19 protein-coding genes, 1 tRNA gene and 2 pseudogenes are annotated in these 23,873 nt (G+C 58.1%); 17 read left to right on the plus strand and 5 right to left on the minus strand.

Going from position 1 to position 23,873, the window contains the following annotated elements:
• The first annotated feature begins 31 nt into the window (after positions 1-31).
• Positions 32-220, plus strand: a complete 189-nt coding sequence (locus CMN55_RS03245) for a DUF2065 domain-containing protein (protein ID WP_293948108.1) — start codon at positions 32-34, stop codon at positions 218-220.
• Between the two features lie 259 nt (positions 221-479).
• On the plus strand, positions 480-1,979 hold the full coding sequence (locus CMN55_RS03250; RefSeq protein WP_293948109.1) for a DegQ family serine endoprotease: 1,500 nt from the start codon (positions 480-482) through the stop codon (positions 1,977-1,979).
• 91 nt (positions 1,980-2,070) lie between these two features.
• Here the strand turns inward: CMN55_RS03250 and serB are convergent, their stop codons facing one another.
• Positions 2,071-2,976 carry a phosphoserine phosphatase SerB gene (gene serB, locus CMN55_RS03255; RefSeq protein ID WP_293948110.1) on the minus strand — a complete coding sequence of 302 codons (906 nt, stop codon included), beginning with the start codon at positions 2,974-2,976 and terminating at the stop codon, positions 2,071-2,073.
• A 20-nt stretch (positions 2,977-2,996) separates the two neighbouring features.
• Here serB and miaA point away from each other — a divergent pair, with 20 nt between their 5' ends.
• The 10 genes from miaA to CMN55_RS03305 all read left to right on the plus strand — a co-directional run bounded on the left by miaA (position 2,997) and on the right by CMN55_RS03305 (position 13,799).
• A complete protein-coding gene (gene miaA, locus CMN55_RS03260) occupies positions 2,997-3,971 on the plus strand; it encodes a tRNA (adenosine(37)-N6)-dimethylallyltransferase MiaA (protein WP_293948111.1) in 975 nt (324 codons plus the stop codon).
• Positions 3,972-4,100: 129 nt separating this feature from the next.
• Entirely contained in the window at positions 4,101-5,867 is a 1,767-nt protein-coding gene (locus CMN55_RS03265; RefSeq protein ID WP_293948112.1) for an acetolactate synthase 3 large subunit, read from the plus strand.
• A gap of 85 nt (positions 5,868-5,952) precedes the next feature.
• The gene (gene ilvN / locus CMN55_RS03270) at positions 5,953-6,465 is read left to right on the plus strand and encodes an acetolactate synthase small subunit (protein ID WP_293948113.1); all 513 of its coding nucleotides are present in this window, start codon (positions 5,953-5,955) and stop codon (positions 6,463-6,465) included.
• 50 nt (positions 6,466-6,515) lie between these two features.
• Complete coding sequence (gene ilvC / locus CMN55_RS03275; protein ID WP_293948114.1) at positions 6,516-7,535, plus strand: ketol-acid reductoisomerase; 1,020 nt, start codon at positions 6,516-6,518, stop codon at positions 7,533-7,535.
• A gap of 441 nt (positions 7,536-7,976) precedes the next feature.
• Positions 7,977-9,017 carry a rod shape-determining protein gene (locus CMN55_RS03280; RefSeq protein ID WP_293948115.1) on the plus strand — a complete coding sequence of 347 codons (1,041 nt, stop codon included), beginning with the start codon at positions 7,977-7,979 and terminating at the stop codon, positions 9,015-9,017.
• 47 nt (positions 9,018-9,064) lie between these two features.
• Positions 9,065-9,973: a rod shape-determining protein MreC gene (gene mreC, locus CMN55_RS03285; RefSeq protein ID WP_293948116.1), complete on the plus strand. Its 909-nt coding sequence runs from the start codon at positions 9,065-9,067 to the stop codon at positions 9,971-9,973.
• Positions 9,970-10,485: a rod shape-determining protein MreD gene (mreD, locus tag CMN55_RS03290; RefSeq protein ID WP_293948117.1), complete on the plus strand. Its 516-nt coding sequence runs from the start codon at positions 9,970-9,972 to the stop codon at positions 10,483-10,485. The genes mreC and mreD overlap by 4 nt, the downstream gene beginning before the upstream one ends.
• The gene (gene mrdA / locus CMN55_RS03295; protein ID WP_293948118.1) at positions 10,485-12,398 is read left to right on the plus strand and encodes a penicillin-binding protein 2; all 1,914 of its coding nucleotides are present in this window, start codon (positions 10,485-10,487) and stop codon (positions 12,396-12,398) included. Before mreD ends, mrdA begins: the two co-directional genes overlap by 1 nt.
• Complete coding sequence (gene rodA / locus CMN55_RS03300) at positions 12,391-13,527, plus strand: rod shape-determining protein RodA (RefSeq protein WP_293948119.1); 1,137 nt, start codon at positions 12,391-12,393, stop codon at positions 13,525-13,527. The genes mrdA and rodA overlap by 8 nt, the downstream gene beginning before the upstream one ends.
• 196 nt (positions 13,528-13,723) lie before the next feature.
• Positions 13,724-13,799: transfer RNA gene (locus CMN55_RS03305), tRNA-Lys, on the plus strand.
• A gap of 296 nt (positions 13,800-14,095) precedes the next feature.
• Here the strand turns inward: CMN55_RS03305 and CMN55_RS03310 are convergent.
• Positions 14,096-14,359, minus strand: coding sequence for a hypothetical protein (locus CMN55_RS03310; protein WP_293948120.1), 264 nt, complete (start codon positions 14,357-14,359; stop codon positions 14,096-14,098).
• 381 nt (positions 14,360-14,740) lie between these two features.
• Between CMN55_RS03310 and CMN55_RS03315 the strand changes: the two genes are divergently transcribed.
• Together CMN55_RS03315 and CMN55_RS03320 are read left to right on the plus strand one after the other, a co-directional pair.
• On the plus strand, positions 14,741-16,075 hold the full coding sequence (locus CMN55_RS03315) for a DUF2254 domain-containing protein (RefSeq protein WP_293948121.1): 1,335 nt from the start codon (positions 14,741-14,743) through the stop codon (positions 16,073-16,075).
• Positions 16,072-16,950, plus strand: a pseudogene (locus tag CMN55_RS03320) (ketopantoate reductase family protein); the annotation flags it as partial. The gene CMN55_RS03315 and the pseudogene CMN55_RS03320, both read left to right, overlap by 4 nt.
• Before the next feature lie 213 nt (positions 16,951-17,163).
• Here the strand turns inward: CMN55_RS03320 and CMN55_RS17025 are convergent.
• Positions 17,164-17,505, minus strand: a pseudogene (locus CMN55_RS17025) (SRPBCC family protein); the annotation flags it as partial.
• Entirely contained in the window at positions 17,495-17,812 is a 318-nt protein-coding gene (locus tag CMN55_RS03325) for an ArsR/SmtB family transcription factor (protein ID WP_293948122.1), read from the minus strand. The pseudogene CMN55_RS17025 and the gene CMN55_RS03325, both read right to left, overlap by 11 nt.
• Positions 17,813-17,966: 154 nt before the next feature.
• Between CMN55_RS03325 and CMN55_RS03330 the strand changes: the two genes are divergently transcribed.
• Positions 17,967-19,166: an MFS transporter gene (locus tag CMN55_RS03330; RefSeq protein ID WP_293948123.1), complete on the plus strand. Its 1,200-nt coding sequence runs from the start codon at positions 17,967-17,969 to the stop codon at positions 19,164-19,166.
• A complete protein-coding gene (locus tag CMN55_RS03335; RefSeq protein WP_293948124.1) occupies positions 19,159-20,211 on the plus strand; it encodes a DUF2332 domain-containing protein in 1,053 nt (350 codons plus the stop codon). Before CMN55_RS03330 ends, CMN55_RS03335 begins: the two co-directional genes overlap by 8 nt.
• Before the next feature lie 7 nt (positions 20,212-20,218).
• Here CMN55_RS03335 and CMN55_RS03340 read toward each other — a convergent pair whose 3' ends face one another.
• Complete coding sequence (locus CMN55_RS03340; RefSeq protein ID WP_293948125.1) at positions 20,219-20,953, minus strand: SDR family oxidoreductase; 735 nt, start codon at positions 20,951-20,953, stop codon at positions 20,219-20,221.
• 160 nt (positions 20,954-21,113) lie between these two features.
• On the opposite strand from CMN55_RS03340, the gene CMN55_RS03345 reads away from it, so the two are divergent.
• The gene (locus CMN55_RS03345; protein ID WP_293948126.1) at positions 21,114-23,576 is read left to right on the plus strand and encodes an FAD-dependent oxidoreductase; all 2,463 of its coding nucleotides are present in this window, start codon (positions 21,114-21,116) and stop codon (positions 23,574-23,576) included.
• Positions 23,577-23,873 lie beyond the last annotated feature (297 nt).

Below are 23,873 nucleotides of genomic sequence, written 5' to 3' on the forward strand. Positions count from 1 at the left end.
TGCGGGCCGTTTTCCTTCGGGGGAGTATCGCGTGTTAAAGGAAATTCTGCTGGCGCTGGCGCTGGTCCTGTTCTTTGAGGGCGCGCTGTATGCGCTGTTTCCGGATGGAATGAAAAGAATGATGATTTCGGCCATGAATACGCCCAGCCATATTTTACGCATATTTGGACTCGGGGCGGCTATAATCGGTGTCATTTCGGTCTGGCTGATCAGGCTGTAATCTGATTTGGCCTCTGAAATAAAATGCCTTTTTCATTTAACCCATTTTTCTTTTGAAACAGGTTTGATTTGCACATTTTTGCCTTAATTGATTTCTAGGTACATACAGCGGGATGTCGCTGCAGGATGTTGCGGCGATTAAATGAGGGGGCTCATATTGTCAGTTGATCCTCTGCTGATCGATCCCCGAGTGATGGCAGAGAGTCGGAATTGGAAGGAACACGAAGTTGTATAACCGATATTCAGCAATGCCCGAACCGGTGACAAAAGATGCCCGGCCCGTGGCGGCGCCCGCGCCGGTTTTCCGGCAATATGGTGCCATTATCATATCGACCCTGACAGTTATCGCCTTGATGACAGTCTTTGCCTTCAATGCGAAGGCGCGTGGGGCCCCCGACAGCTTTGCCGATCTGGTGGAGAAGCTGTCGCCAGCGGTTGTCAATATCTCGACAACCCAAACCGTAAAAACGCCGCAGGGCGGCCTGTTCCCGAACCTTCCCGAAGGACATCCGTTTGAGGATTTCTTCAAGGAATTCGGCAACCGGGGACAGGGCGGTCAGGAGCGGGAGCGCAAGGCGACTTCGCTCGGCTCCGGCTTTGTCATTGATGCGGATGACGGCTATGTGATCACCAATAACCATGTCATTGACGGTGCCGATGAAATCAAGGTGATTTTCAAGGACGGCGAAAGCCTGGCCGCAACACTGGTCGGTACCGATCCCAAAACGGATATTGCCGTCCTGAAGATTGATCCGAAAGAGCGCGATCTGGTTGATGTTAAATGGGGTAGCAGCGATGATGCCCGCGTTGGCGACTGGGTGGTTGCCATTGGCAATCCCTACGGTCTTGGCGGTACGGTGACGGCGGGGATTATTTCAGCCCGCGGTCGCGACATCCGCTCCGGTCCCTATGATGATTATATCCAGACCGACGCGTCTATCAATAAGGGGAACTCCGGCGGTCCGCTCTTTAATATGGATGGCGAGGTGATTGGCATCAATACGGCCATCTTTTCCCAATCTGGCGGTAGTATCGGAATCGGATTTGCGGTTCCTTCCGGATTGGCGGTCCCGGTGGTTGAACAGCTTATCGAGTTTGGTAAAACAAGCCGTGGCTGGCTCGGCGTTGTCATTCAGCCGGTAACGGAGGAAATTGCCGAGGGGCTGGATCTCAAAAATACCGACGGTGTTCTGGTCGCCGGTGTTCCGGAAGATGGTCCTGCCTTTAAGTCCGGGATCAAGGCCGGGGATGTGATTTTGAAATTCAACGGCGAAAAGGTCAGTGAACCGAGAGAGCTGTCCCGTCTGGTCGCGGAATCGAAAGTCGGTTCGGAAGTGACGGTCGAACTCTGGCGCAGCGGCAAGACGGTGGAGTCCAAGGTTGTTCTCGGCGAGCTTGAGAAGGCTGAAATCGCCATGGCGGAAGGAACGTCTTCGGAACCGGTGGTGGGCAAGAGCCTTGATGTGCTTGGCATGCAGCTGTCACCCATCAATGATGCTGCGCGCGAACAGTTCGGTATCGGCGAAGATGTGAAAGGCGTCTTGGTAACCGATGTGCAGCAAAATTCCGAAGCGGCCGAAAAGGGCATCCGCCCGGGAGATGTCATCACGGAAGCCCAGCTTGAACCGGTGACGACGCCCGATCAGATCAAGGGCCGCCTGGCTGAAATTGAAAAATCCGATAAAAAGTCGGTGCTGCTGCTGTTAAAGCGGGGCGATAATTCCCGCTTTATTGCCCTGAAGCTGGACAAGGAAAGCTGATCGCTTTGCCGAACTCACGGATATGAAACAGAAAGTGGCGCCTCTCGGGGCGCCATTTTTCATGCGGGTCGCATCAACGCGATCCTGTGCATCAATCAACAAATTCGCTATGCCGGTAGCCCTGATAATACAGCAGGGTGGTAAGATCGCCATGGCGGATATTGGCATCCGCTGCCTTTGCCGCCTTTTCCTTGGCATGAAATGCAACGCCGAGGCCCGCCGCTTCGATCATCGGGATGTCGTTGGCGCCGTCGCCGATGGCGGTCGTCAGGCTGCGCGGGATGCCTTTTTCCTGCATCAGCCTTTCCAGTGTTGCCAGCTTGGCGGAGGAATTGAGGATCGGCTCTGCCGCGACACCGGTGAGCGCTCCATTCTCAAAAAGAAGCTCGTTGCTCATATCCATATGAAAGCCCAACGCTGCGCGCACCCGGCTGGTGAAGAATGTGAAGCCGCCGGAGACCAGCGCCGTGTAGACGCCATTCGCCCGCATTGTCTGGACAAGGGTGCGGGCGCCTGCCGTCATGACAACCCGTTCCTCAAATACCCGTTGCAGGACATCCTCCCGCAGTCCTTTCAGCATGGCGACGCGGGCGCGGAAGGCATCGTTGAAATCGAGCTCGCCGTTCATCGCGCGTTCCGTGATGGCGGAAACTTCCGCTTTCAGCCCGGCAAAATCAGCGAGTTCGTCAATACATTCGATCGTGATCATGGTGCTGTCCATGTCGGCAAGAAACAGTTTCTTGCGCCGGTCCGCGCTGTGTTGCAGGCAGTAATCAACACCGGCTGGCACGCCCGCCGCCTCTAATGCCGTCTCTGCCGCGGCCAGGGAAAGACCACGAAAGGCAATATCAACCGCGTGATCTTCTTTCAGCCAGTCCAATACCGCCACATCCGCCCCGCTGGCCCGTAAGGCGTCCGCCAGGCTATCGGAAAGATTGCGCAATGGCGTGCCGACTGTATGATCGGCGACAAGGGTGAGAACCGAATTTTGTGTCATGTGTCGAGGCAGCAGTCCCTATGGATAATAACGTAACGCCAGCTCGCGAGGCGGCGGGAACGGTCCTTCTGGCCGGGCCAACCGCCAGCGGCAAATCCGCAGCAGCCATTGCCATAGCAGAGGAATTTGACGGTGTCATCATCAATGCGGACAGTATGCAGATTTATGACGGTCTGCGTGTCCTGACCGCGCGGCCGAGTGCGGAGGAGGAGGCGCGCGTGCCGCATCGTCTTTACGGCGTCCTCGATCCGGCCGATGACTGTAATGCCGCTCGCTGGCGTGATATGGCGCTGGCGGAGATCGCCAATGTGAAGGCCGCGGGCAAACTTCCCATTATTGTCGGCGGGACGGGGCTCTATTTCGATATCCTGATCCGGGGCATTGCGGAGATCGCCGAAATTTCCGAAGGTGTAAGGGCACGCCTTCGGGATTTACAGGCGCGCGAGGGCACCGCAGTGATCCATAATATGTTGCGGGAGAAGGATCCGGAGATGGCTGCGCGGTTGAAACCGGGGGACAGCCAGCGTCTCCTGCGCGCCCTTGAGGTGGTGGAGGAAACGGGCATCCCTCTCGGCGAATGGCAAAAGCGGGCGCCGACCGGAAATATTCTGGAGGGACCGCGTCTGCATCTGGCGCTCAACCCGGCGCGGGACTGGCTCTATGCCCGCTGTAATCAGCGTCTCGACTGGATGATTGATGGAGGCAATGCCTTGCAGGAAGTTGCCGCCCTGAAGGCGCGGCGGCTTGATCCGGCCCTGCCTGCCATGAAGGCGCTCGGCGTGCCGGAATTGATCAAGGTGCTGGAGGGGGAGATGGATTTGGAGGCGGCGCGGGAGCGAATCAAGATGCTCACCCGACGTTATGCCAAACGGCAGATGACCTGGGTGCGGAATAAGATGTGCGAAGCAAATTGCTCTTCTGCGCAAGATTTGGAAAGTTTGAAAGCTGATTTCTTTCCATTTATTCGTCGATTTTTGTTGACGGAGCGGAATTGAAGGTCTAGTTTCCCAAATTGCAGCCATGTCCGCATGGATTGCTGATGCCGCCCGGTATTGTGCCGGGCGCTTTTTTTCCATTGGATTTATTTTTGAAGACAGCCCGTCAGAGAGATTAGGAACAGGCAAATGGCGAACCAGGAAATGACAGGAGCAGAAATCGTAATCAAGGCGCTGAAGGATCAGGGCGTCGAGGTGATTTTCGGGTATCCTGGGGGCGCTGTGCTACCGCTCTATGACGAGATTTTCAAGCAGAACAGCATTCGCCACATTCTTGTCCGTCAGGAAGGTGGCGCGGTTCACGCGGCGGAGGGGTATGCCCGTTCCACCGGCAAGCCGGGCGTCGTGCTCGTCACCTCCGGTCCCGGCGCGACGAATGCGGTCACCGGCCTTGCCGATGCACTGATGGACAGCATTCCGATCATCTGCCTGACGGGGCAGGTGGCGACCCATATGATCGGCAATGACGCCTTCCAGGAGGCGGATACCGTCGGCATCACACGTCCGGTCACCAAGCATAATTATCTGGTAAAGGATGCGAATGATCTCGCCCGCACCATGCATGAGGCCTTTTTTGTGGCCACCAACGGACGGCCCGGCCCGGTCGTGATCGATTTGCCGAAGGACGTCCAGCTCAGCAAGGGCGCCTATCTGCCTCCGGCGCTCGTCAAGCACAAGAGCTATGTGCCGCAGGTCAAAGGCGATTTGAAAGCGATTAAGGCGGCGGTCAAGCTGATTGCGGGCGCGAAGAAACCGGTCTTCTATACCGGTGGCGGCGTCATCAACTCGGGCCCCAAGGCGTCAAAGCTGCTGACCCAGCTTGTCCGTCTGACCGGATATCCCATCACTAATACGCTGATGGGTCTCGGCGCCTATCCGGCCTCCGACAAGCAGTTCCTCGGCATGCTGGGCATGCATGGCACATTTGAAGCCAATAACGCCATGCATGACTGCGATGTCATGATCTGTATCGGCGCCCGCTTCGATGACCGGATTACCGGCCGTCTGGATGCTTTTTCGCCCAATTCGAAGAAGATCCATATCGACATCGACCCGTCCTCCATCAACAAGAATGTGGCGGTCGATATCCCGATTGTCGGCGATGTCGCCCATGTTCTGGAAGATATGATCAAAGTCTGGAAATCGGAGTCGCACAGGAGCGATAACAAGACCGCCCTCAAGAAATGGTGGGCAGAAATTGAGGGTTGGCGTGGTCGGGACTGTCTTAAGTTCGAACAGAAAGGCAAGCTGATCAAGCCGCAGTACGCGCTTTCGCGCCTGAACGAGCTGACCAAGGATATGGACCGTTACTTCACCACCGAAGTCGGGCAGCATCAGATGTGGGCAGCGCAATATATGCAGTTTGACGAGCCGAACCGCTGGATGACATCGGGCGGGCTCGGCACCATGGGTTATGGCCTGCCGGCGGCGATGGGCGTGCAGATCGCCCATCCCGATGCGCTGGTTGTGGATATTGCAGGTGAAGCCTCCACCATGATGAATATCCAGGAGCTGTCGACCATCCTGCAATACCGCCTGCCGGTGAAGGTGTTTATCCTCAACAATGAATATATGGGCATGGTCCGTCAGTGGCAGGAGCTGTTGCATGGCGGGCGCTATTCGGAAAGCTATATGGAAAGCCTGCCCGATTTCGTGAAGCTGGCGGAGGCCTTCGGTTCCACGGGCTTGCGCTGCTCCGATCCTGATCAGGTCGATGACTGTATTCGCGAGATGATCGCCATCAAGGGGCCGGTTGTTGTTGATATGCTGGTGGACAAGGCGGAGAATGTCTTCCCCATGGTGCCCTCTGGCGCGGCGCATAATGAAATGCTGCTCGGCGGTGAGGAGGAGGGAGCCGGACCAAAGGTGACCACCGATGGGCTTTCGCTGGTCTGATCGCGCAGTTTTCCTTCGAAAAGCTATGGATTTAACGCTAATGCTGGTTTACAAGAGACCCGCGCTGCAAGGGGATGTCTGAGTAATGACTGAAGATACCGAAATATTCCGCCACACCATTTCCGTTCTTGTCGATAACGAGTTCGGTGTGCTGGCGCGTGTGGTCGGCCTGTTCTCCGGTCGCGGATATAATATTGAAAGCCTGACGGTGGCCCGCGTGGATCAGGAGGAAAACCTCTCCCGTATTACCATCGTCACCTCCGGTACCGCCATGGTGATCGAGCAGATCAAGGCCCAGCTTGGCCGTCTGGTGCCGGTGCACAAGGTCGCCGATCTCACCTCCGACGGGCCAAGCGTGGAACGGGAAATGGCGCTGGTGAAAGTCATCAGCAAAGGCGAGAAGCGGGTGGAGGCGCTGCGCATGGCGGATATCTTCCGCGCCCGCGCCGTCGATACCACGGAGGATTCCTTTGTTTTCGAAGTGACGGGCGTGCCGGACAAGGTGCGGGCCTTCATTGCCCTGATGGAACCTCTCGGCAAGGCCGAAGTCTGCCGGACCGGCGTTGTCGCGCTGCGCCGCGGAACTGATGTGATCTGACCAACAAACTGACTGAATGCTAGATAGTTAATCGAGAAGGAAGAGATAAAATGCGGGTTTATTACGACAGCGATGCCGATGTTAATCTGATCAAGGGCAAGAAAGTTGTCATCGTGGGATATGGTAGCCAGGGCCATGCCCATGCCAACAACCTGAAGGATTCCGGTGTCAAGGAAGTGGCTGTCGCGCTGCGGGCGGGCTCTTCTTCGGCGGCGAAGGCGGAAGCCTCCGGTCTCAAAGTGATGACCCCGGCCGAGGCCGCAAAATGGGGCGACGTTATCATGATGCTGACGCCGGATGAGCTGCAGGCCGACATCTATGAGGAAGAGCTGGCCGCGAATATGAAAACCGGTGCCGCGCTCGTTTTCGCTCACGGCCTTAATGTTCATTTCAACCTGATTGTGCCGCGCGATGATATGGATGTGTTCATGATCGCGCCGAAAGGTCCGGGCCACACCGTGCGCGGTGAATATCAGCGGGGCGGCGGTGTTCCCTGCCTTGTTGCCGTGCATCAGGATGCATCCGGCAATGCCCTCGATATTGCGCTTTCCTACGCCTCCGCTATCGGCGGTGGCCGTGCGGGCATCATCGAGACCAGCTTCAAGGAAGAATGTGAAACCGACCTGTTCGGTGAGCAGGCCGTTCTCTGCGGCGGTCTGGTGGAGCTGATCCGCGCCGGGTTCGAGACGCTGGTTGAAGCCGGTTATGCGCCGGAAATGGCCTACTTCGAATGCCTGCATGAAGTGAAGCTGATCGTTGATCTGATCTATGAAGGCGGCATTGCCAACATGAACTACTCCATTTCCAATACGGCGGAATATGGCGAATATGTCACCGGCCCGCGCATTGTGACATCGGAAACCAAGGCGGAAATGAAACGCGTCCTCGACGATATTCAGAGCGGTAAGTTCACCCGCGACTGGATGCTGGAAAACAAGGCGCGCCAGACGAGCTTCAAGGCGACGCGGGCTCGTAACGATGCGCATCAGATCGAGGAAGTGGGCGAGCGTCTGCGCGCCATGATGCCGTGGATTGCGGCGAACCGTCTCGTTGACAAGTCCAAAAACTAGGTCGGAACGGGCGTTTCGAACAGGAAAACATGCAAAAAGCCGACGGTTCCGTCGGCTTTTTCATTTTTGGCCCAATGTCCGGCGGCTTATATATCAGATAAAAATTATCCTTTATTCATCAAAATTTATGGTTAATCATATTTGCCTATTTGCTGCGTCTGCTTTACAAATCAGTTGCCTGCAAGAGGCAAAAAATCGTATTTGTCGGCGGATGGTGGGAAAATGTTAACTATCTTCTGCCATAACGGCAGAACGCTGTCCAGTTTGGGTTTTTGATCCGTTCGAACAGCGGCTTGGTCGGCATGATGGCATGAGGCAGGCGCGGGAGTATTCTGAACTTGGTTCGGTCCTGACCCGCTATCGGATGTCGGACGTGCATTCTGTGGTAATTCCGGAGCCCGTAGGACGGGTTCCCAATAAACGGGTATGTGAGGCAGTTTTATGTTGAACGGATTACTCGGCTGGATGTCAGCCGACATGGCCATTGACCTTGGTACCGCAAATACGCTGGTTTATGTCAAGGGTCGCGGTATCGTCCTGAATGAGCCGTCTGTCGTGGCGATTCTTCACAGCAAGGGGAAGAAGCAGGTTCTCGCTGTCGGGGACGAGGCGAAGATGATGCTGGGCCGGACCCCCGGAAATATCGAGGCAATCCGCCCGCTTCGCGATGGGGTTATCGCTGACTTCGAAATTGCCGAGGAAATGATCCGTCATTTCATTCACAAGGTGCATCGCCGCCGCAGCTTTGCGCGGCCGCTGATCATCATCTGCGTCCCCTCCGGCTCCACGGCGGTGGAACGCAAGGCCATCAAGGAAGCCGCGGAAAATGCCGGCGCCCGGCAGGCCATTCTCATTGACGAGCCGATGGCCGCCGCAATTGGCGCCGGGCTCCCGGTGACCGAACCGACGGGCTCGATGGTTGTTGATATCGGGGGCGGGACGACGGAAGTCGCGGTCCTCTCCCTTGGCGGCATTGTCTATTCAAAAAGCGTGCGCGTTGGCGGCGACAAGATGGATGAGGCCATCATCGCCTATATCCGTCGCAATCATAACCTGCTGGTTGGCGAAAGCTCGGCCGAACGGATCAAGAAGCTGATCGGGTCGGCCTGCGCGCCGGAAGACGGGGAGGGGGAAACCCTCGAAATTCGGGGCCGTGATCTGATGAACGGCGTCCCGAAAGAGCTGATCATCAGCCAGCGCCAGATTGCTGAAAGCCTGGCGGAGCCCGTCGGCGCGATTATCGAGGCGGTGAAAGTCGCGCTGGAGCATACCGCGCCGGAACTCGCCGCCGATATTGTCGATAAGGGCATTATCCTGACCGGGGGCGGCTCGCTGCTCGGAAATTTCGATCATGTGCTGCGACAGGCGACGGGCCTGCCCGTTTCCATTGCTGAGGAGCCGCTTTCCTGCGTCGCCATTGGCACCGGTCGGGCCCTTGAAGAAATCAAGACGCTACGGCATGTCCTGAGCGGGGAGGCCTGAGAAACCCGCGCATGGCCCAATTGCCCATTGTGAAGAAGAGGATCTGAATGGCGCCAAGGCAGGGAAATGTCTTCAAGTTGGCATGGCCGCTGAAAACCATTATTCAGCGCTCCGCCTTCCTTGCGCTTGTCTCCCTGGCTGTTGGGCTGCTGTTTCTGGGCAAGGCCAATATTGCCGCTGTTGACCGGTTACGCATGGCGACAACGGATTTCCTTGCCCCGGTTCTGACAACCATATCCGAACCCGTCAGCGCCTTTCATCGCGCCGTCGCCCGCGTACAGAGCCTGACCAGGCTGATCGAAGAAAATGAACGCTTGAGAGAGGAAAATGCCCGTCTGCTCAAATGGCAGGCGGCAGGCCGGGCGCTGGAACAGGAGAATGAAAACTTCCGGCAGTTGTTAAACGCGCTGTCTGATCCGTTGGTGCTGCCCATCACCGCGCGGGTCATCGGTGATAGTGGCGGGCCTTTCGTTCGCACGCTGCTGCTCAACGCCGGTCAGCGTGATGGCGTGCGCGTGGGGCAGGCGGTCGTTGCGCCGCTCGGGCTGATCGGCCGCATCGCGGAGGTCGGAGATCGTTCCGCCCGTGTCCTGCTGATTACCGATATCAACTCCCGCATTCCGGTGGTGCTGGAAAAATCCCGTCAAAAAGGCATTCTGGTCGGTGACAATTCGACCCTGCCGCTTCTTGAATTCCTTCCGACCACGTCAACAGTGGCGCCGGGTGACAGGCTTGTAACGTCTGGAGATGGCGGCATGCTTCCGGCCGGACGGCCGATCGGCTTTGTTTCCTCGGTCGGGGAGCGGGACATTCGTGTGCAGGGCTATGCGGACTGGAACCGCCTTGAATATGTCAGTATCCTCCGCTACGACCTGCCGGGCATGAGTGGCCCGGAGGACAATCCCGGAGACCTTGGCGAAAGCAGGCTGGGCGAAAGCAGATTGGATGCGCAGTGAACCCGACTCTTGCCTATCAGTTTAACAGGTTTCTGCGCGGCAGCGTTCCCTTCGCGCTTGCCTGTCTGATGGCGTTGTTGGGGGTCGTGCCGACAGGGATCAGCGGCTTTGGCATTATTACTCCGTCTCTTCTCACCATCGCGGTGTTTTACTGGAGCATTCACCGGCCCTATCTGATGGGGGCGCCGTTATGCTTCCTGCTTGGCGTCCTGTCGGATTTCCTGACCGGGGCACCGCTCGGCCTGACCTCATTGCTGCTGCTGGTGGTGCATGGGGTGACGCTGTCGCAACGTCGGATATTTATCGGCAAGTCCTTCATTCTCTCCTGGTTTGGCTATGCCCTGATTGCGCTGCTTGCGGCGCTCGTCGGCTGGTTGCTCTCCTCGCTTTATTCGCTGGCCGTTCTGCCGTTCCTGCCGGTGATGCTGCAATATGCGCTGTCACTTCTGGTCTTTCCACTGTTCGCTTTCGGCTTCGGAATATTACAGAACAATCTGCTGAGGCTGACCTGATGGCGGGCGATCAGCATAAGGAGAAGGGGCGTACATTCTCACGCCGCGCGCTGATGCTCGCGGGTGGGCAGGCGGCGCTGATGTCGGCGCTTGCTGGTCGGCTTTACTATCTTCAGGTCCTGCATGCCGATCAATATGCCATGATGGCGGATGAAAACCGTATCAACATGCGCCTGCTGCCGCCGTTGCGCGGGCGTATCGTGGACCGTTTCGGGCTTGAGGTGGCGGGGAATAGGCATAACTACCGTGTCGTGCTGATCCCGGAGCAGACCAAAAGTATTGAGGCAACACTCGATGCGCTGGAGGAATTTATCCCTGCCGAGATGATTGATCGCGAGCAGGTGTTGACGGATGTAAAGCGCAAGCGCAGTTTCGTCCCCATTCCCGTGGTTGATAATCTGTCGTGGGAGCAGTTCGCCCGGATCAATGTGAACAGCCCCTCACTCCCCGGTATCCAGATGGATGTGGGATCGACCCGCGATTATCCATATGGCAATCTGTTTGCGCATATCGTCGGCTATGTCGGGGCGGTATCGGAAAGGGATCTGCAAAATCAGGAATATGATCCACTGCTGGAGCTGCCGGAATTTCGGATTGGCAAAAGCGGGATCGAGAAATATTACGACCGGACCCTGCGCGGCAAGGCAGGCCTGAGCCGGGTCGAGGTGAACGCCTACGGCCGCGTGATCCGCGAGTTGACCCGTCAGGAAGGTATTCCCGGCAATGACACGGTGCTGACCATCGACCGGCAGCTTCAGGATTTCGCCGTCCGCCGAATGGGCAAGGAAAGCGCGGCGGCCGTTGTCATGGATATCCATACGGGGGATATCCTCACGATGGTTTCCGTGCCATCCTTTGATCCCAACACATTCGCGCGTGGCATCAGCTCTACAGAGTGGAAAACGCTGATTGAGGATCCCAAGCGGCCGCTGGGCAACAAGGCGATCGGCGGACAATACCCGCCCGGATCGACCTTCAAGATGATCGTGGCCCTGGCGGCACTGGAAGCCGGAGTCATTTCCGAAGAACACAGGGTTTTCTGTGGCGGCCATACGGAACTTGGCAGTCATCGCTTTCATTGCTGGAAGCGCGGTGGGCACGGCTGGATGGATATGGAAGAGGCGATCGCCCAGTCCTGCGATATCTATTTCTATGAAATCGCCCGCAAGGTAGGCGTCGACAAGATCGCTGAAATGGCGCACCGCTTTGGCCTTGGCGAAACGCTGGAGATTGATATCCTGGGTGAGCGCAAGGGCCTGATCCCGACCCGCGCCTGGAAAGAGGCCGTGCAGGGCGTGTCCTGGCAGCTGGGGGAAACCTATAATACCGGCATCGGTCAGGGGTATGTGCTGACCACGCCGCTGCAACTCGCCGTTATGACGGCACGGCTTGCCAATGGGGGCAAGAAAGTTGTTCCGCGCCTTGTTCGCTCCGTCACCGGGGCCGCGCAGGAGGGGGCTGTTCTGCCCCGTGAGAATCCGGGCGGTGAGGCGTTCGACCTCGGCATCAGCCGGAAGTCATTGCAGCTTGTCCTGAGCGGCATGAACAAGGTGATGAACGGCGCCCGGGGTACGGCCCGCGCGGCCCGTATCGAGGTGGAGGGCTGGGAAATGGCCGGCAAGACCGGCACAGCGCAGGTTCGGCGGATCAGCCGCAAGGAACGTCTTGAAGGGGTGCGCAAAACCGACGAAAAGCCGTGGGAGGAGCGCGATCATGCCCTGTTTGTCGGATATGCGCCTTATACCGACCCGCGCTATGCGGTATCGGTGATTGTGGAGCATGGCGGCAGCGGATCGAGTGTCGCCGCGCCCATCGCCCGCGATCTGTTACAGGAAACCTTGCGTCTTGATCCCTTGCGCAAGCCCAGCTATGACATTGCGATCCGACGTCAGAACGGGGGCGGGGATGTATAGGGAACTGGGGCAGAAAAGCGTTACCATCCCCCTCACGCGTAAATTATGGGATATCAACTGGGGCTTTGTCCTGTTGATTTGCGCCACTGCTTCCATTGGTTTTCTCATGCTGTACTCGGCGGCCAATGGTAATCTTGAGCCCTGGGCCTCGCGTCAGATGGTCCGCTTTGGCGCCGGGCTTCTCCTGATGTTCGCCGTCTCGCTTGTGGATATCCGCATCTGGCTGCAGCTTGCGTATCCCGCTTATTTTGTCGCGCTGGGGTTGCTGGGCGCCGTTGAAATCATGGGCGATATCGGCATGGGGGCGCGGCGCTGGATCGATCTGGGTCCGTTCCAGATCCAACCTTCGGAAGTGATGAAGATTGCCATTATCATGGCGCTCGCGCGCTATTTTCACAATATCGGGCTGGAGGATGTGCGGCGTATCCGCTGGCTGATTCCGCCGCTTCTGCTGGTGCTGATGCCTGCCGGGTTGGTGCTGCGCCAGCCGGACCTTGGCACCGCCCTGATGCTGATCGCCGGGGCGGGGATCGTTTTTTTTGCGGCCGGAGTGCGGCTGTGGAAATTTGCGCTGCTGGTCGGCACGGCCATACCGGGCGGTTTTTTTGCCTTTCAGTTTCTCCATGACTATCAGAAAAAGCGGGTTCTCACTTTCCTCAATCCGGAGAATGACCCGCTTGGCGCCGGATATCATATCATGCAGTCGAAAATTGCCCTGGGGTCGGGCGGGGTGTTCGGCAAGGGGCTGTTGCAGGGAACACAGAGCCATCTCAACTATCTGCCCGAGATGCGCACCGACTTTATCTTCAGCATGCTGGCGGAAGAGTTCGGCATGGTCGGGGCGCTGCTGCTGTTTGCGCTCTATATCCTGCTGATCGCCTATGGCTATGCCATCGCCTATCGTTCGCGCAACCATTTCGGCAAGCTGCTGGCGCTCGGGTTGACCGGCATCTTCTTTCTGTATGTGTTTATCAATGTGGCGATGGTAATGGGGCTGGTGCCGGTGGTGGGGGTGCCGTTGCCGCTCATCTCCTATGGCGGCACGTCGATGCTGACACTGATGATCAGTTTCGGTCTGATCATGAGTGTCTATATTCACCGCGACATTGATATCCCGGGAAAACGCTAGCGATAACAGAAGATTGGCATGCGTCTCTGTCAGCAGGCAAAAGTCTGTAGCGGGAGATGATTTTATGCGATCTCGGTACTTGTCGGCCCGTTCTTCCTGTGTTAAACAATCGCACCCACGGGAAGGCGATCTGCTTTCCTGACCAATGCCGGTCGGTTGAACATCGCCTGGCAACCACGAGGGATTATTCCTCTGTGGGCGCTTAGCTCAGTTGGTAGAGCAGCTGACTCTTAATCAGCGGGTCACAGGTTCGAATCCTGTAGCGCCTACCATTTCCCCCTATAAATTTGCCAAACGAAATGCGCCGGCAAAGGGTGAGTTCTATTCTTGCGTGGCACACCAGATGATTTAAGCTATGCCTGTTACCAGTAAAGTGATTTTTGTTGCGGGTTGCGCACTCCTAGATGAACAAAGCGGGAAGTGGGTCAGGCGGTTTGAGATTAACGTCTGACCTGTTTCTTTATGGTCGGGGATGTCGCCCGGCGGGTGCCATCCGCATCGTTTCTGCCTTTATGGAGAATGCGGCCATCGACGGTGACGTGCAGCCGCGCCAGGCCACGCGGGCCAATCACATTGATGCTGACATGATGTTGCGGACCAGCGCCCGGATGCGCAGCTTGCGGCGTTCGCGGTTACGCCGGGCGCGGCGGGCCCGACGGCGGATTAGCGCCTTGCTGTCCCCGATATGGCCAGGGGAGGACGGCTCCCGCCCGTCGGGGAAAAGACGGACACCGCCGTCGAGAGACGCGACGATGTCGCCTTTTTTATCAATTCCATAGGCCCACCAGCCGAGGCCGTTACAGCCTATTTCCATCCCGAGTGACCATTTCATCCAGCTCTCCCCGTGACGGCCGTCTTTTGCAAGCTGATTATGCAAAAAAGATTACTGTAAATGGTAGAAAAAAATGCTATAATAATCCCGCTTAAATCATCTGTTGGGGTGTGTCCTCTCGTTAACCAGGTTTCATACCACCAAATTGGAAGCTTCGGTGCGCCGGAGCTTCTTTTTATTTTAAAACAATAACTTAAAGATATTAATAGAACCGGCTTCAAAATGGGGCAGGGGCCCCCGCGATCTATTTTCGACTGGCCATCATGGGGCCGGTTAGCGATTGGCGGCAGCAATTGCCGGTCCGGGCTTGCGGGTTGCATATGACAGTAAATGAATTACTCTCGACCCTGGCGCAGATAGTCTGCACAGTGGGGTGGCCGGATGTTCGATCTTAAGTTTTTACGCAAGCCTTTTGTCGTCTTGCTGACGGTTCCGGCGGGGGTTGCGCTATCTATTGCCTGTTGGGCATTGATTCTGGTCTTTCTGGAGCGTTATCTCGATCCATCCATCGGCGAGAGCATTTTGTCGTTTATGTCGGCGGATACGGCAAGCAGCATCCTCTCACTGATTGCGGGCGGTGCGATGTCGGCCTTGACGCTGACCTATTCCATTGTTCTGGTGGTTTTTACGCTGGCGGCGGGAACGCTCGCGCCGCGTATGTTGCAGCGCTTCACCACCGATCTTGTCAATCAGATGACGGCCGGAATTTTCGGCGGCACGTTCTTGTATGCGATGGTGGCCTTGAGCTTCATCGACGACGAGTTTGTGCCGGATATCGCGGTTATCGGAGCGGAGGTGCTCGCGGTTATCTGCGTGATGCAGCTCATTTACTTCGTCCGTCACGTTTCACGTAGCGTCACAATCGACGACGAGATTGCGGGCATTACCGCGCGGCTGAAAACAGCCCTCGATTCGCGGGAGCGGGGCAAGGATCGCAATGACAGTGATGCAGTGCGCGAGGCTGACCGCCTCGGGGAATTTGACTTTGAGATGGTTGCCGGCTGTCCCGGGTATCTGGTATCGCTTGATGAAGAGCGTCTTATCGCCCTTGCGCGCAAACATGATACGGTTTTCCAGCTGCAAAAGCCGAAGGGCGTTTATACCCTGACCGATGATGTGCTGATCAAGGCAACGAACTCCCTTGACGACGAAGCGGTGGAGGCGGTGCAGCGGGCGCTTGATATCCAGCCTTCCCGTTCGCAGAACAGCCCGGTGGAATTTTCCATCAACCTGCTGGTGGAAATTGCCCTCCGGGCGCTGTCGCCCGGTGTCAATGATACCTTCACGGCGATTGCGACGGTCGACAGCCTCTCCAGCGCCCTTGCCGAGACGAAAACATCGGAAGATCGCACGGCCCTGATCCGCAAGGATGACGAGGGGAAAATCCGGTTGCTGGTGCCGGAGCTGTCCATGCGCAATTTGATTAATCAGGCCTTTCATCCGCTGCGTCAGGCATCCGGAGGCAATATCCTGATGGCGATCTGTCTCGCCAATGCCTATGCGCGGCTCTATACGTCTGTCCGGCCGAGGAACCGCGAACTGCTGAAGGAGCATGCCCGGCTGCTGATTTGCGAGATTGAACGGCACGGTCATCTGGAGGAGGATGTGGACAGTGTGATCGAGACGCTGCCGTCTGAATTCCGCAACGCGGAACGCAAACGCCGTCGCGCGGCTGCAACGCCTGAGGGGGCGGAAACTGGAAAGGAAAAGACATGAAGCTATTGATCGTTGGCGCGGGAGGTGTCGGCGGATATTTCGGCGCCCGGCTGATGCAGGCAGGCGGAGAGATCACCTTCCTGCTGCGGGAAAAGCGGCAGAAGCTGATTGCGGAAATGGGTCTTGTTATCGAGACGCCGGGGGAGAAGTTTACGGTTTACCCTGATACCGTCACCAAGGAGACGGTGACGCCGGACTATGATCTGATCATCCTTGCGCCCAAGGCCTATGACCTGGAAGACTCTCTTAAGTCCATTGAAAAGGCAAGCACCCACGGGATATTACTGCCGTTTCTTAATGGCATGGATCAGATGGAAGTACTCGATAAACGCTTCGGGCGGGAGCGGGTGATGGGCGGCGTTGCGCAGATTGCGGCGACAATCGCGCAAAATGGTGCCGTGCAGCAGCTCCGGCCGGGCGCGGGCCTTGTGGTGGGGGCGCGATCTGCGGCGCAGACGCGTCTGCTCGGCGAGTTTTCAGCGCTCGCAACCGCGGCCGATTTCAACTATGTGGAAAGCCCCGATATCGAACAGGCGCTGTGGGACAAATGGGTGATGCTGGCGACGCTGGCGGGCATGACGACCCTTTGTCTCGGCACGGTTGGCGAGATTGTGGCGACCCCCTATGGCGCGGAGCTTTCCGCGCGCATGCATGCGGAATGCTGCGCCATTGCGGCGGCCAATGGTCATGAGATTGCAGACAAGACAGCGGATGCGCAGCGGACCCTGCTGACCAATCGNGATTCCAATTTCGCCGCNTCCATGATGCGGGATCTTGTCGGCGGGCTTCGGACTGAGCATGAGCATATTCTNGCGGCATTGATCCGCCGGGGCAGGGCGGGCGNGATCGACTGCCCNCTCCTGAAAATCGCCTATACCCATATGGCNGTCGTGCAGGANCGNTANNCGNTCAGGCGGGCCTTGCCAGAAATTCGTCGAGCTGNTCGAAAGTGCCGGTCCAGCCNTGNGNCATNTCNCNGGCGCCGTTTTCGAAGGTCTGCNTTTTCNNNNTCCGTNGCNTCGATNGGCNGNCCAGNGNACNGTNATGCGGGTTTTGTCGCCATCCTCTGCGAAGGTGATGGTGCTGAGAATTTGCANCGGCCAGTTTTTCTGCATTGGATGTTCGATCAGCTTTTCCCCGCTGTCGTCNGTAAANCTGACNATGGAGACGATCCTGGTGGGNTCCGTGATCTCAATATATCGCCACAGNCCCCACATTGACAGGCCATCAAGCTCNACCAGAAAGCGGCATTTGCCGCCGGGGCGAAAATCCACCGTGAAATGCGAATTNGTGCCGCCTTTNGGCCCGAACCATTGNCGGAACTGGTCGCCNTCGCTCCAGGCCTTCCAGACGCGATCAATCGGCGCCTTGAAGCTGCGNGAGATGGTGAATTCAAANTCNTTGAGATGNTNNNNCTGNTTAANNGTCATTTTTNTCCTCTTCCGCCAGAAATTCTTCAAGCGCGTTGAATTTGGTGTNCCAGAAGCCGCGCANGCGNCCCAGCCATTCCCACATTTCGTCCACCCCGTCGGGGTTNAGGCTGTAGATACGCTGCTGCGCCCGCTTCTCGACCCGCAGGATTTCCGCCTCCCGCAACACTTTGAGATGCTGCGAAACGGCAGGCGCNCTGATNTGAAAATAGCTGCTGATGGCGCCGGAGGTGAGGCGCCCTTGAGAAGCGAGCAGTTCAACAATACGCCGACGGTTGGGGTCGGAAAGNGCGGCAAATTTATCCATGCNTCNTATTTTAAGTATNTANTTAATTAAGTNAATAATTAANTANNTNCNGCCANNTTTTGGAGGNANGGAAAGATCGCGGNCAGATGATTATTGCGGCGGCGGCGCATTTTGTCGCTAGGTTGCGGCGANCACATTTGCTATTCTGCCGCAGATGGAAAAAACAACAATAAAACAGCCATTCCCNCTCTGGGCGCTTATTTCACTGGGNACCGCCTATTTTATCGTGGGAACCTCNAGNCTTTCNGTGATTGCGCTGACCTGGCAAATCTCCAGCGGACTGGATGTTCCGCCCGCCGATGTCGCCTTTCTGGTGATGGTGTTTGCCTTCGCCTTTGTTGTGGCGGCGCCGCTGATGCAGGTTTTTTTCAGCCGGTTCTCGCGCTTTTCCATCCTGTCGACGGGTCTGCTGATCCTTGCGGTCGGGCTTATATTATCGTCGGTTTCCCCTGATTATGGCACGCTGTTCGCCTCGCGTGCGCTGATGGGGCTGGGGGCCGCCGCCATCAGCCCCATGTGCTCCGCCATCGGGGCGGGCCTCGCCGCTCCGGCGCAGCAGGGCCGTGCCATGGGCATTGTCTTTGCCGGGCTGACGTTCGCGGCCGTCCTTGGCACGCCGATCTCCGCCTGGCTCGGTACATTGATGGATTGGCGGTTGGTGATGGTTGTTCTGGCCTGCGTGACGCTGGGCTGTCTTGCCGGGGTGCGGCTGCTGGTGAAGGACCGGCAGAAGGGCGCGCCCATCTCCCTCATTCACATCGTCGAGGCTTTGACATCCCTGCGGTCCGGATCGGCCATCCTTGTGACGTTTTTGCAGATGACGGCCACTTTCTGCACCTATGCGCTGATTGCGCCGCTGGTTTCCCATAAATTCGGCATGGCCGAAACTCTGATCGGGCTGGTGCTGCTGGTCTATGGCGTGCATGGGGTGCTTGGCAATGTGATTTCCGGCTGGCTCAGCGATCGCATGGGCTCTGAAAAGATCATCACGATCAGCCTGATCGGTATCGGCTTTGGCTATTTCGCGCTGTTCGCAAGTCCGCCCCTTGTCTGGCTTGCTTTTGTCAGCGTGGCGATCTGGGCGGTCTTCGGCATGATGTTCCACTCGCCGCAGCAGCAGCGCATNGCCAATATTGACCCCGACCGGCGGAGCCTGCTGCTTGCCCTGCATGCGGCGGCGCTGTACCTTGGTATCGCGGTCGGCTCTTCCATTTCCAATTTCGTGGCGGTGAACTGGGGATATGAATGGACGCCGCTCGCTTCCTTGTTTGTACTGCTGCTTTGCCTTGCGGTTTTTCTGCTGTCATTGACATTGACGAAGGGAGCGGGCGGAAAGGGACGGGACCATGGCTGAAATGTCGGTGCGGGATGCCTTTTTGCAGCAGGCGGCGGCCTGCGCGGCGCTGGAATCCCCCTTCACCGCGCAGCTCTGCCGCCTTCTGGGGGAACGGCTGACGATGGGCAATGCGGTGGCGGACCGCATTCTGAACTGGCCGGGAGATGCGTCGGCAGTGGGAGATTCCGTTCCCCTGCGTCTTGCGGGCGCACTTCATGCACTGGTGCTGGAAGGGCGGAGTGAGGCGCTCATTGCCCGATATCCGCCACATCAGAGGGAGGAGGATGAGGCGCTGTGGCAGGCGGTCGAAAGCGCCCTGATCGCGGAGGAGACGTTCATTCTGCACCGCCTTGACGGACCGCCGCAAACCAATGAGGTGCGGCGCTCTGCCGCCACATTGCCGATGTTTCTGGAGGCCGCGCGGCGGTTCGGCTTGCCGCTGGCCTTGTCAGAAGTGGGGGCGAGCGCCGGTCTCAATCTTCATTTGGATGGCTACCGTATTACTCTTGGCGATAAAAGCTGGGGCGAGGCCACATCGCCAGTGCAGATCCGCCCCCGATGGCACGGCGCCCCGCCGCCGGATCTGCCGCTGAATATCCTATCGCGGGCGGGATGTGACCTGCTGCCTGTCGACCCGTCTCGGGCGGAGGATCGGGAGCGGATGCTCTCCTTCATCTGGCCGGATCAGCCGGAACGGATGGTGCGGACCCGCGCCGCCCTCGATCTGGCGGCAAAGTCGGATATCCGGGTTGAGCGGTGCGATGCTGTCGACTGGCTTGCCCGGCGTCTTGAAACGCCAATGCCGGGCGTCGCCCAAGTCATTTACAGCACCATAGCCTGGCAGTATTTCCCGGCAGACAAACAGCGTGAGGGGGCGGCGTTGATCCATGCCGCTGGCGCACAGGCAACAGAGGAGGCTCCGATCATCTGGGCGCGGATGGAAGGGGACAGTGGCCGCCCCGGCGCAGCCCTGACGATGACTTTCTGGCCGGGTGGAGAGACGCGCCTTGTCGGGCGTGCCGATTATCACGGCCGCTGGATTGACTGGAAAGGTATTTCCTGATCAGGACTTAGGCCATCTTCTCCATCCATGGCCGCAAGTCTGTTTCGAAACTCCAGGCGCTGCGATGCTGGCGATGAATTTGCCAGTAAGTTTCGGCAATTTCCTCCGGTTGCAGGATGCCGTCATTTTCGCGCAGGGCATAGCGCTCCGGAAAGCGTTCCTTGACAAAGGCCGTGTCAATGGCACCGTCGATAATGATATGGGCGACATGAATGCCTTTCGGGCCGAGTTCGCGCGCCATGCTCTGGGCAAGGGCGCGCAGCGCATGTTTGGCCCCCGCGAAGGCGGAATAGCCTGCCCCGCCGCGGATGGACGCGGTCGCACCGGTAAAGAGGATGGTGCCTTTGCCGCGCGGGGTCATGGCCTTTGCAGCTTCCCGCCCGGTGAGGAAACCGGCGAAGCAGCTCATTTCCCAGACTTTCCGGTAAACACGTGTCGTCATCTCGGCGATTGGAAAATTCACATTGCCGCCGATATTGAACACCACGGCACCAAGCGGGGCGATATCGGCCTCGATTTTGGCGAAGAGATTGACCATTTCTTCCTCTTCCCGCGCATCGACACCGAAGGCATGGGCGCTGCCGCCGGCTGTGCGGATGCTGTCGGCGAGGACATTCAGATCATCAAGATGGCGCGCGCGCCGCACAATGCAGGTTTCAAACCCTTCACGGGCAAATCTTCTGGCAATGGCGCCGCCGGTCGCATCCCCTGCGCCGATGACGAGACAGGATTGTTTTTGCATTTTATTATCCTTCTTCCCTGAATATGCCCCTTGCAAAGGCTAGGCCCGGCGCTCATGCAAGTCAATCATGGTATTCCCTTTTGCAATGTCCCATATTCCCCTGTAGCGAAAGCCATGCCCCATCTGTTAGAAGAAGGGGAACGGATGAGGATGAGTATCAATGGCGCGTATCTGGCCATTTACATATTTTACGCAAAAGACAGTGGACGAGAAGCCGCCGCGTAAGTTGGCGGCGAATCGGAAGACGCTGCGTTTCCGGTTTAACGGGCGGCGTTATCTTGGGGGGACGGGGGATACGCTGGCGGCGGCGCTGCTCGCGAACGGCCGGTCGCTTATGGGCTGGAGCGCGCATTATCATCGCGCGCGGGGGATAGATGCGCCGGTGCGTCTGATCCGGCCAGGCAGGCTGCCGATAACCGCCCCGGCACAAGACATTGAACTCTATGATGGCCTGATCGCGCAAAGCGCCTTCTGGCCGTTCCCGCTTTCCGTCAGCTGGGGGCGGCTGGCAGAACGGGCGGTGCGACGGCTGCCTGGCAAGCATCGAAGGACGGAGCGGTCCAAGAAATCTCCGTCCCCTGAACTCGCCGTCGAACATCTTTATCTTTATACGGACCTGCTGGTGGTCGGCAGTGGCCCGGCAGGCCTCACGCGGGCGCTGGCGGCAGCGCGCGAGGGACGGCAGGTGATTATCGTCGAGCAGGATTTCATCATGGGCGGCAGCTTGCTGTATGATGCGGCGCCGATTGATGGAATGAGCGCGGCCACGTGGCGGCAGACCGCTATCGAGGAATTGTCCGCGCTGCCCCATGTTCAAATCCTGATGCGCACAAAAGCGCTTTCTCGCGATGGGGAGAGGCATATCTTTTGTCGTGAACGGGTGCCGCCGCCGCCGGGGCGCTTCAATCCGCTTTTGCCGGAGCAGCGCGACATTGATATCACGGCGCGGGAGATTGCATTTGAGACAGGCAAGGAAAAGTACTCTTTTATATTCAGAAACAATGACTTGCCGGGGATTGTGCATGTCCGGGAAGCACAGTCGCTACTGATCCGACATGATGTTGCGCCGGGCCGGAATGTCGTTCTTTATTGCAATCATGACGCGGCCTATAAATTTGCCGCCGCGGCGCGCGATCATGACCTGTCACTGGTGGCCATTGTCGATGTGCGCCGCGAATTGCCTGATCATTGCCATCAGTTTGCCCGGCAGGCCGGAATCCCGCTCTATCCGAACCATGAGATTATCGCCGCGCAAGGGCTTTTCACTCTCCGCCGTGTGATCTTGCGCAAGAGAGGGGATGATCCGCTCGACCGCAAGATATTACTGACTTGCGATGCGCTGGTCCAGTCGGCGGATATGGCGGGGGAGGTGCCCATGCCCGCGGCGACAGGTTTTGGCAAATGTTTCGCGGACACGGAACGCGACCGGCTGTATACACGGGGATTGCCGCCTCTTGTGACATATGACAGGACGCTGCCGCACAGGGCGCCGGGCGATCTGGCAAAGGAGAAGCTGTCACCGCTGCGCCGGTCGCCCCTTTACGGCGTATCAGAAAAAGCCGGTGGGCAGATACGGACACGCGCGGGTTGGCGACTGGCCGATCATTATCCGCTGGACGGGGAGACGCCCGTCACGGCTGCCCGGCGCGAGGCGCTGGCCGCGCGGGAAAAGGCGGCGCTTTCCGATCTCTCCGATTATGGAAAATTTCATATTGAGGGGCCGGATGCCGCAGCTTTCCTCGCTGCGCTCACCCCTCTGTCGGGCGGGAAGGAACTTCCCGTCGGAGGCCTGCGTCGGTGTTTTGCCATCTCGCCGGAAGGGTGGACGATTGCCGAGGTATATTGCTGGCGAAAGGGCGAGGGGGAGTATCTCCTGACCTGTCATCCGTCCTTTTCAGGTGCGCTTTCTGATGTCATAGAAAAATATTTGGAAACAAATAATTACCCAAAAATGATGATGCGTGATATGAGCGAGGATCAGGCGGTCTTTCTGCTCGCGGGGCCGGGGGTGGATGCGCTTCTCGCGCGGGCGCTGCCCATCTCGGTAATGGATAATGCGCTTTCTCACATGGCATTCCGTTCCCTCACTCAGGAGGGGGTGCCCTTTATCCTCGCCCGTTTCGATCTGACGGGCGGTCCGGCCTATGGCATCCTGACGGGCGCGGGCCACGGGGATATCCTGTTCAATCTGCTGCGGGAGGCCGGGCAGCGGCAGGGGCTGACGCTGGCCGGTGTGGCGGCGCGGGAAATCCTGCGGATCGAGGCGGGAGNCCTCTCNGCGGCGGAGATGGCAGGGACGGAAAGGGAGGATATCCCGGAGCTTGTCGGTTTGCGCGCGGTCAGNNCNGCCGCGGAGGGCGGCTCNNCGGNCCGGCTCAAGGTCGGTATGCNTNTNTATGAGGGNGATGGGCNGGANCCNTCGGGNAAGGGGATCGGCAAGATCACATCGGCCACNNCNAGTCNNNTGTTTGAGGGANATATCGCCCTGGCCCGGCTGGCGGATGGCCANGCCCGCATNGGCAGCCTGATCCGCGCGATGGACCGGGAGACGGCGNCCCTTGTCGATGTGAANGTNGGGCCGCCGCGCNNCTACCNGCCGGGAAAGGAACGCNGGCATGGTTGAAAGAAATTCCGCGCTGCGCGGGGAGCGTATTCATGGCCGNTTTGGTTCNGATTCNGAAAATCCGGGCGTAACCATACAGGAAATAAAGGANTTTTCNTGNCTTGAANTAANATTGTGGGATAGGACAGGCGATCAGCTTGGCTCCCGTCTGGANGAGCTGCTGGGGCTGGGTGCCTTGCCGCAAGCAAGCCGGGTGGTCCGGCTGGGCGGCGGCCTGCTGCTCCGGCCANCGGACGCGGCGCTCTTGTATCTGGGGGACGCGGGCCCGGCGGACATANTGGCGGCGACNATCACGGC

It is taken from the genome of Sneathiella sp. (assembly GCF_002694385.1).
Lineage (GTDB): Bacteria > Pseudomonadota > Alphaproteobacteria > Sneathiellales > Sneathiellaceae > Sneathiella.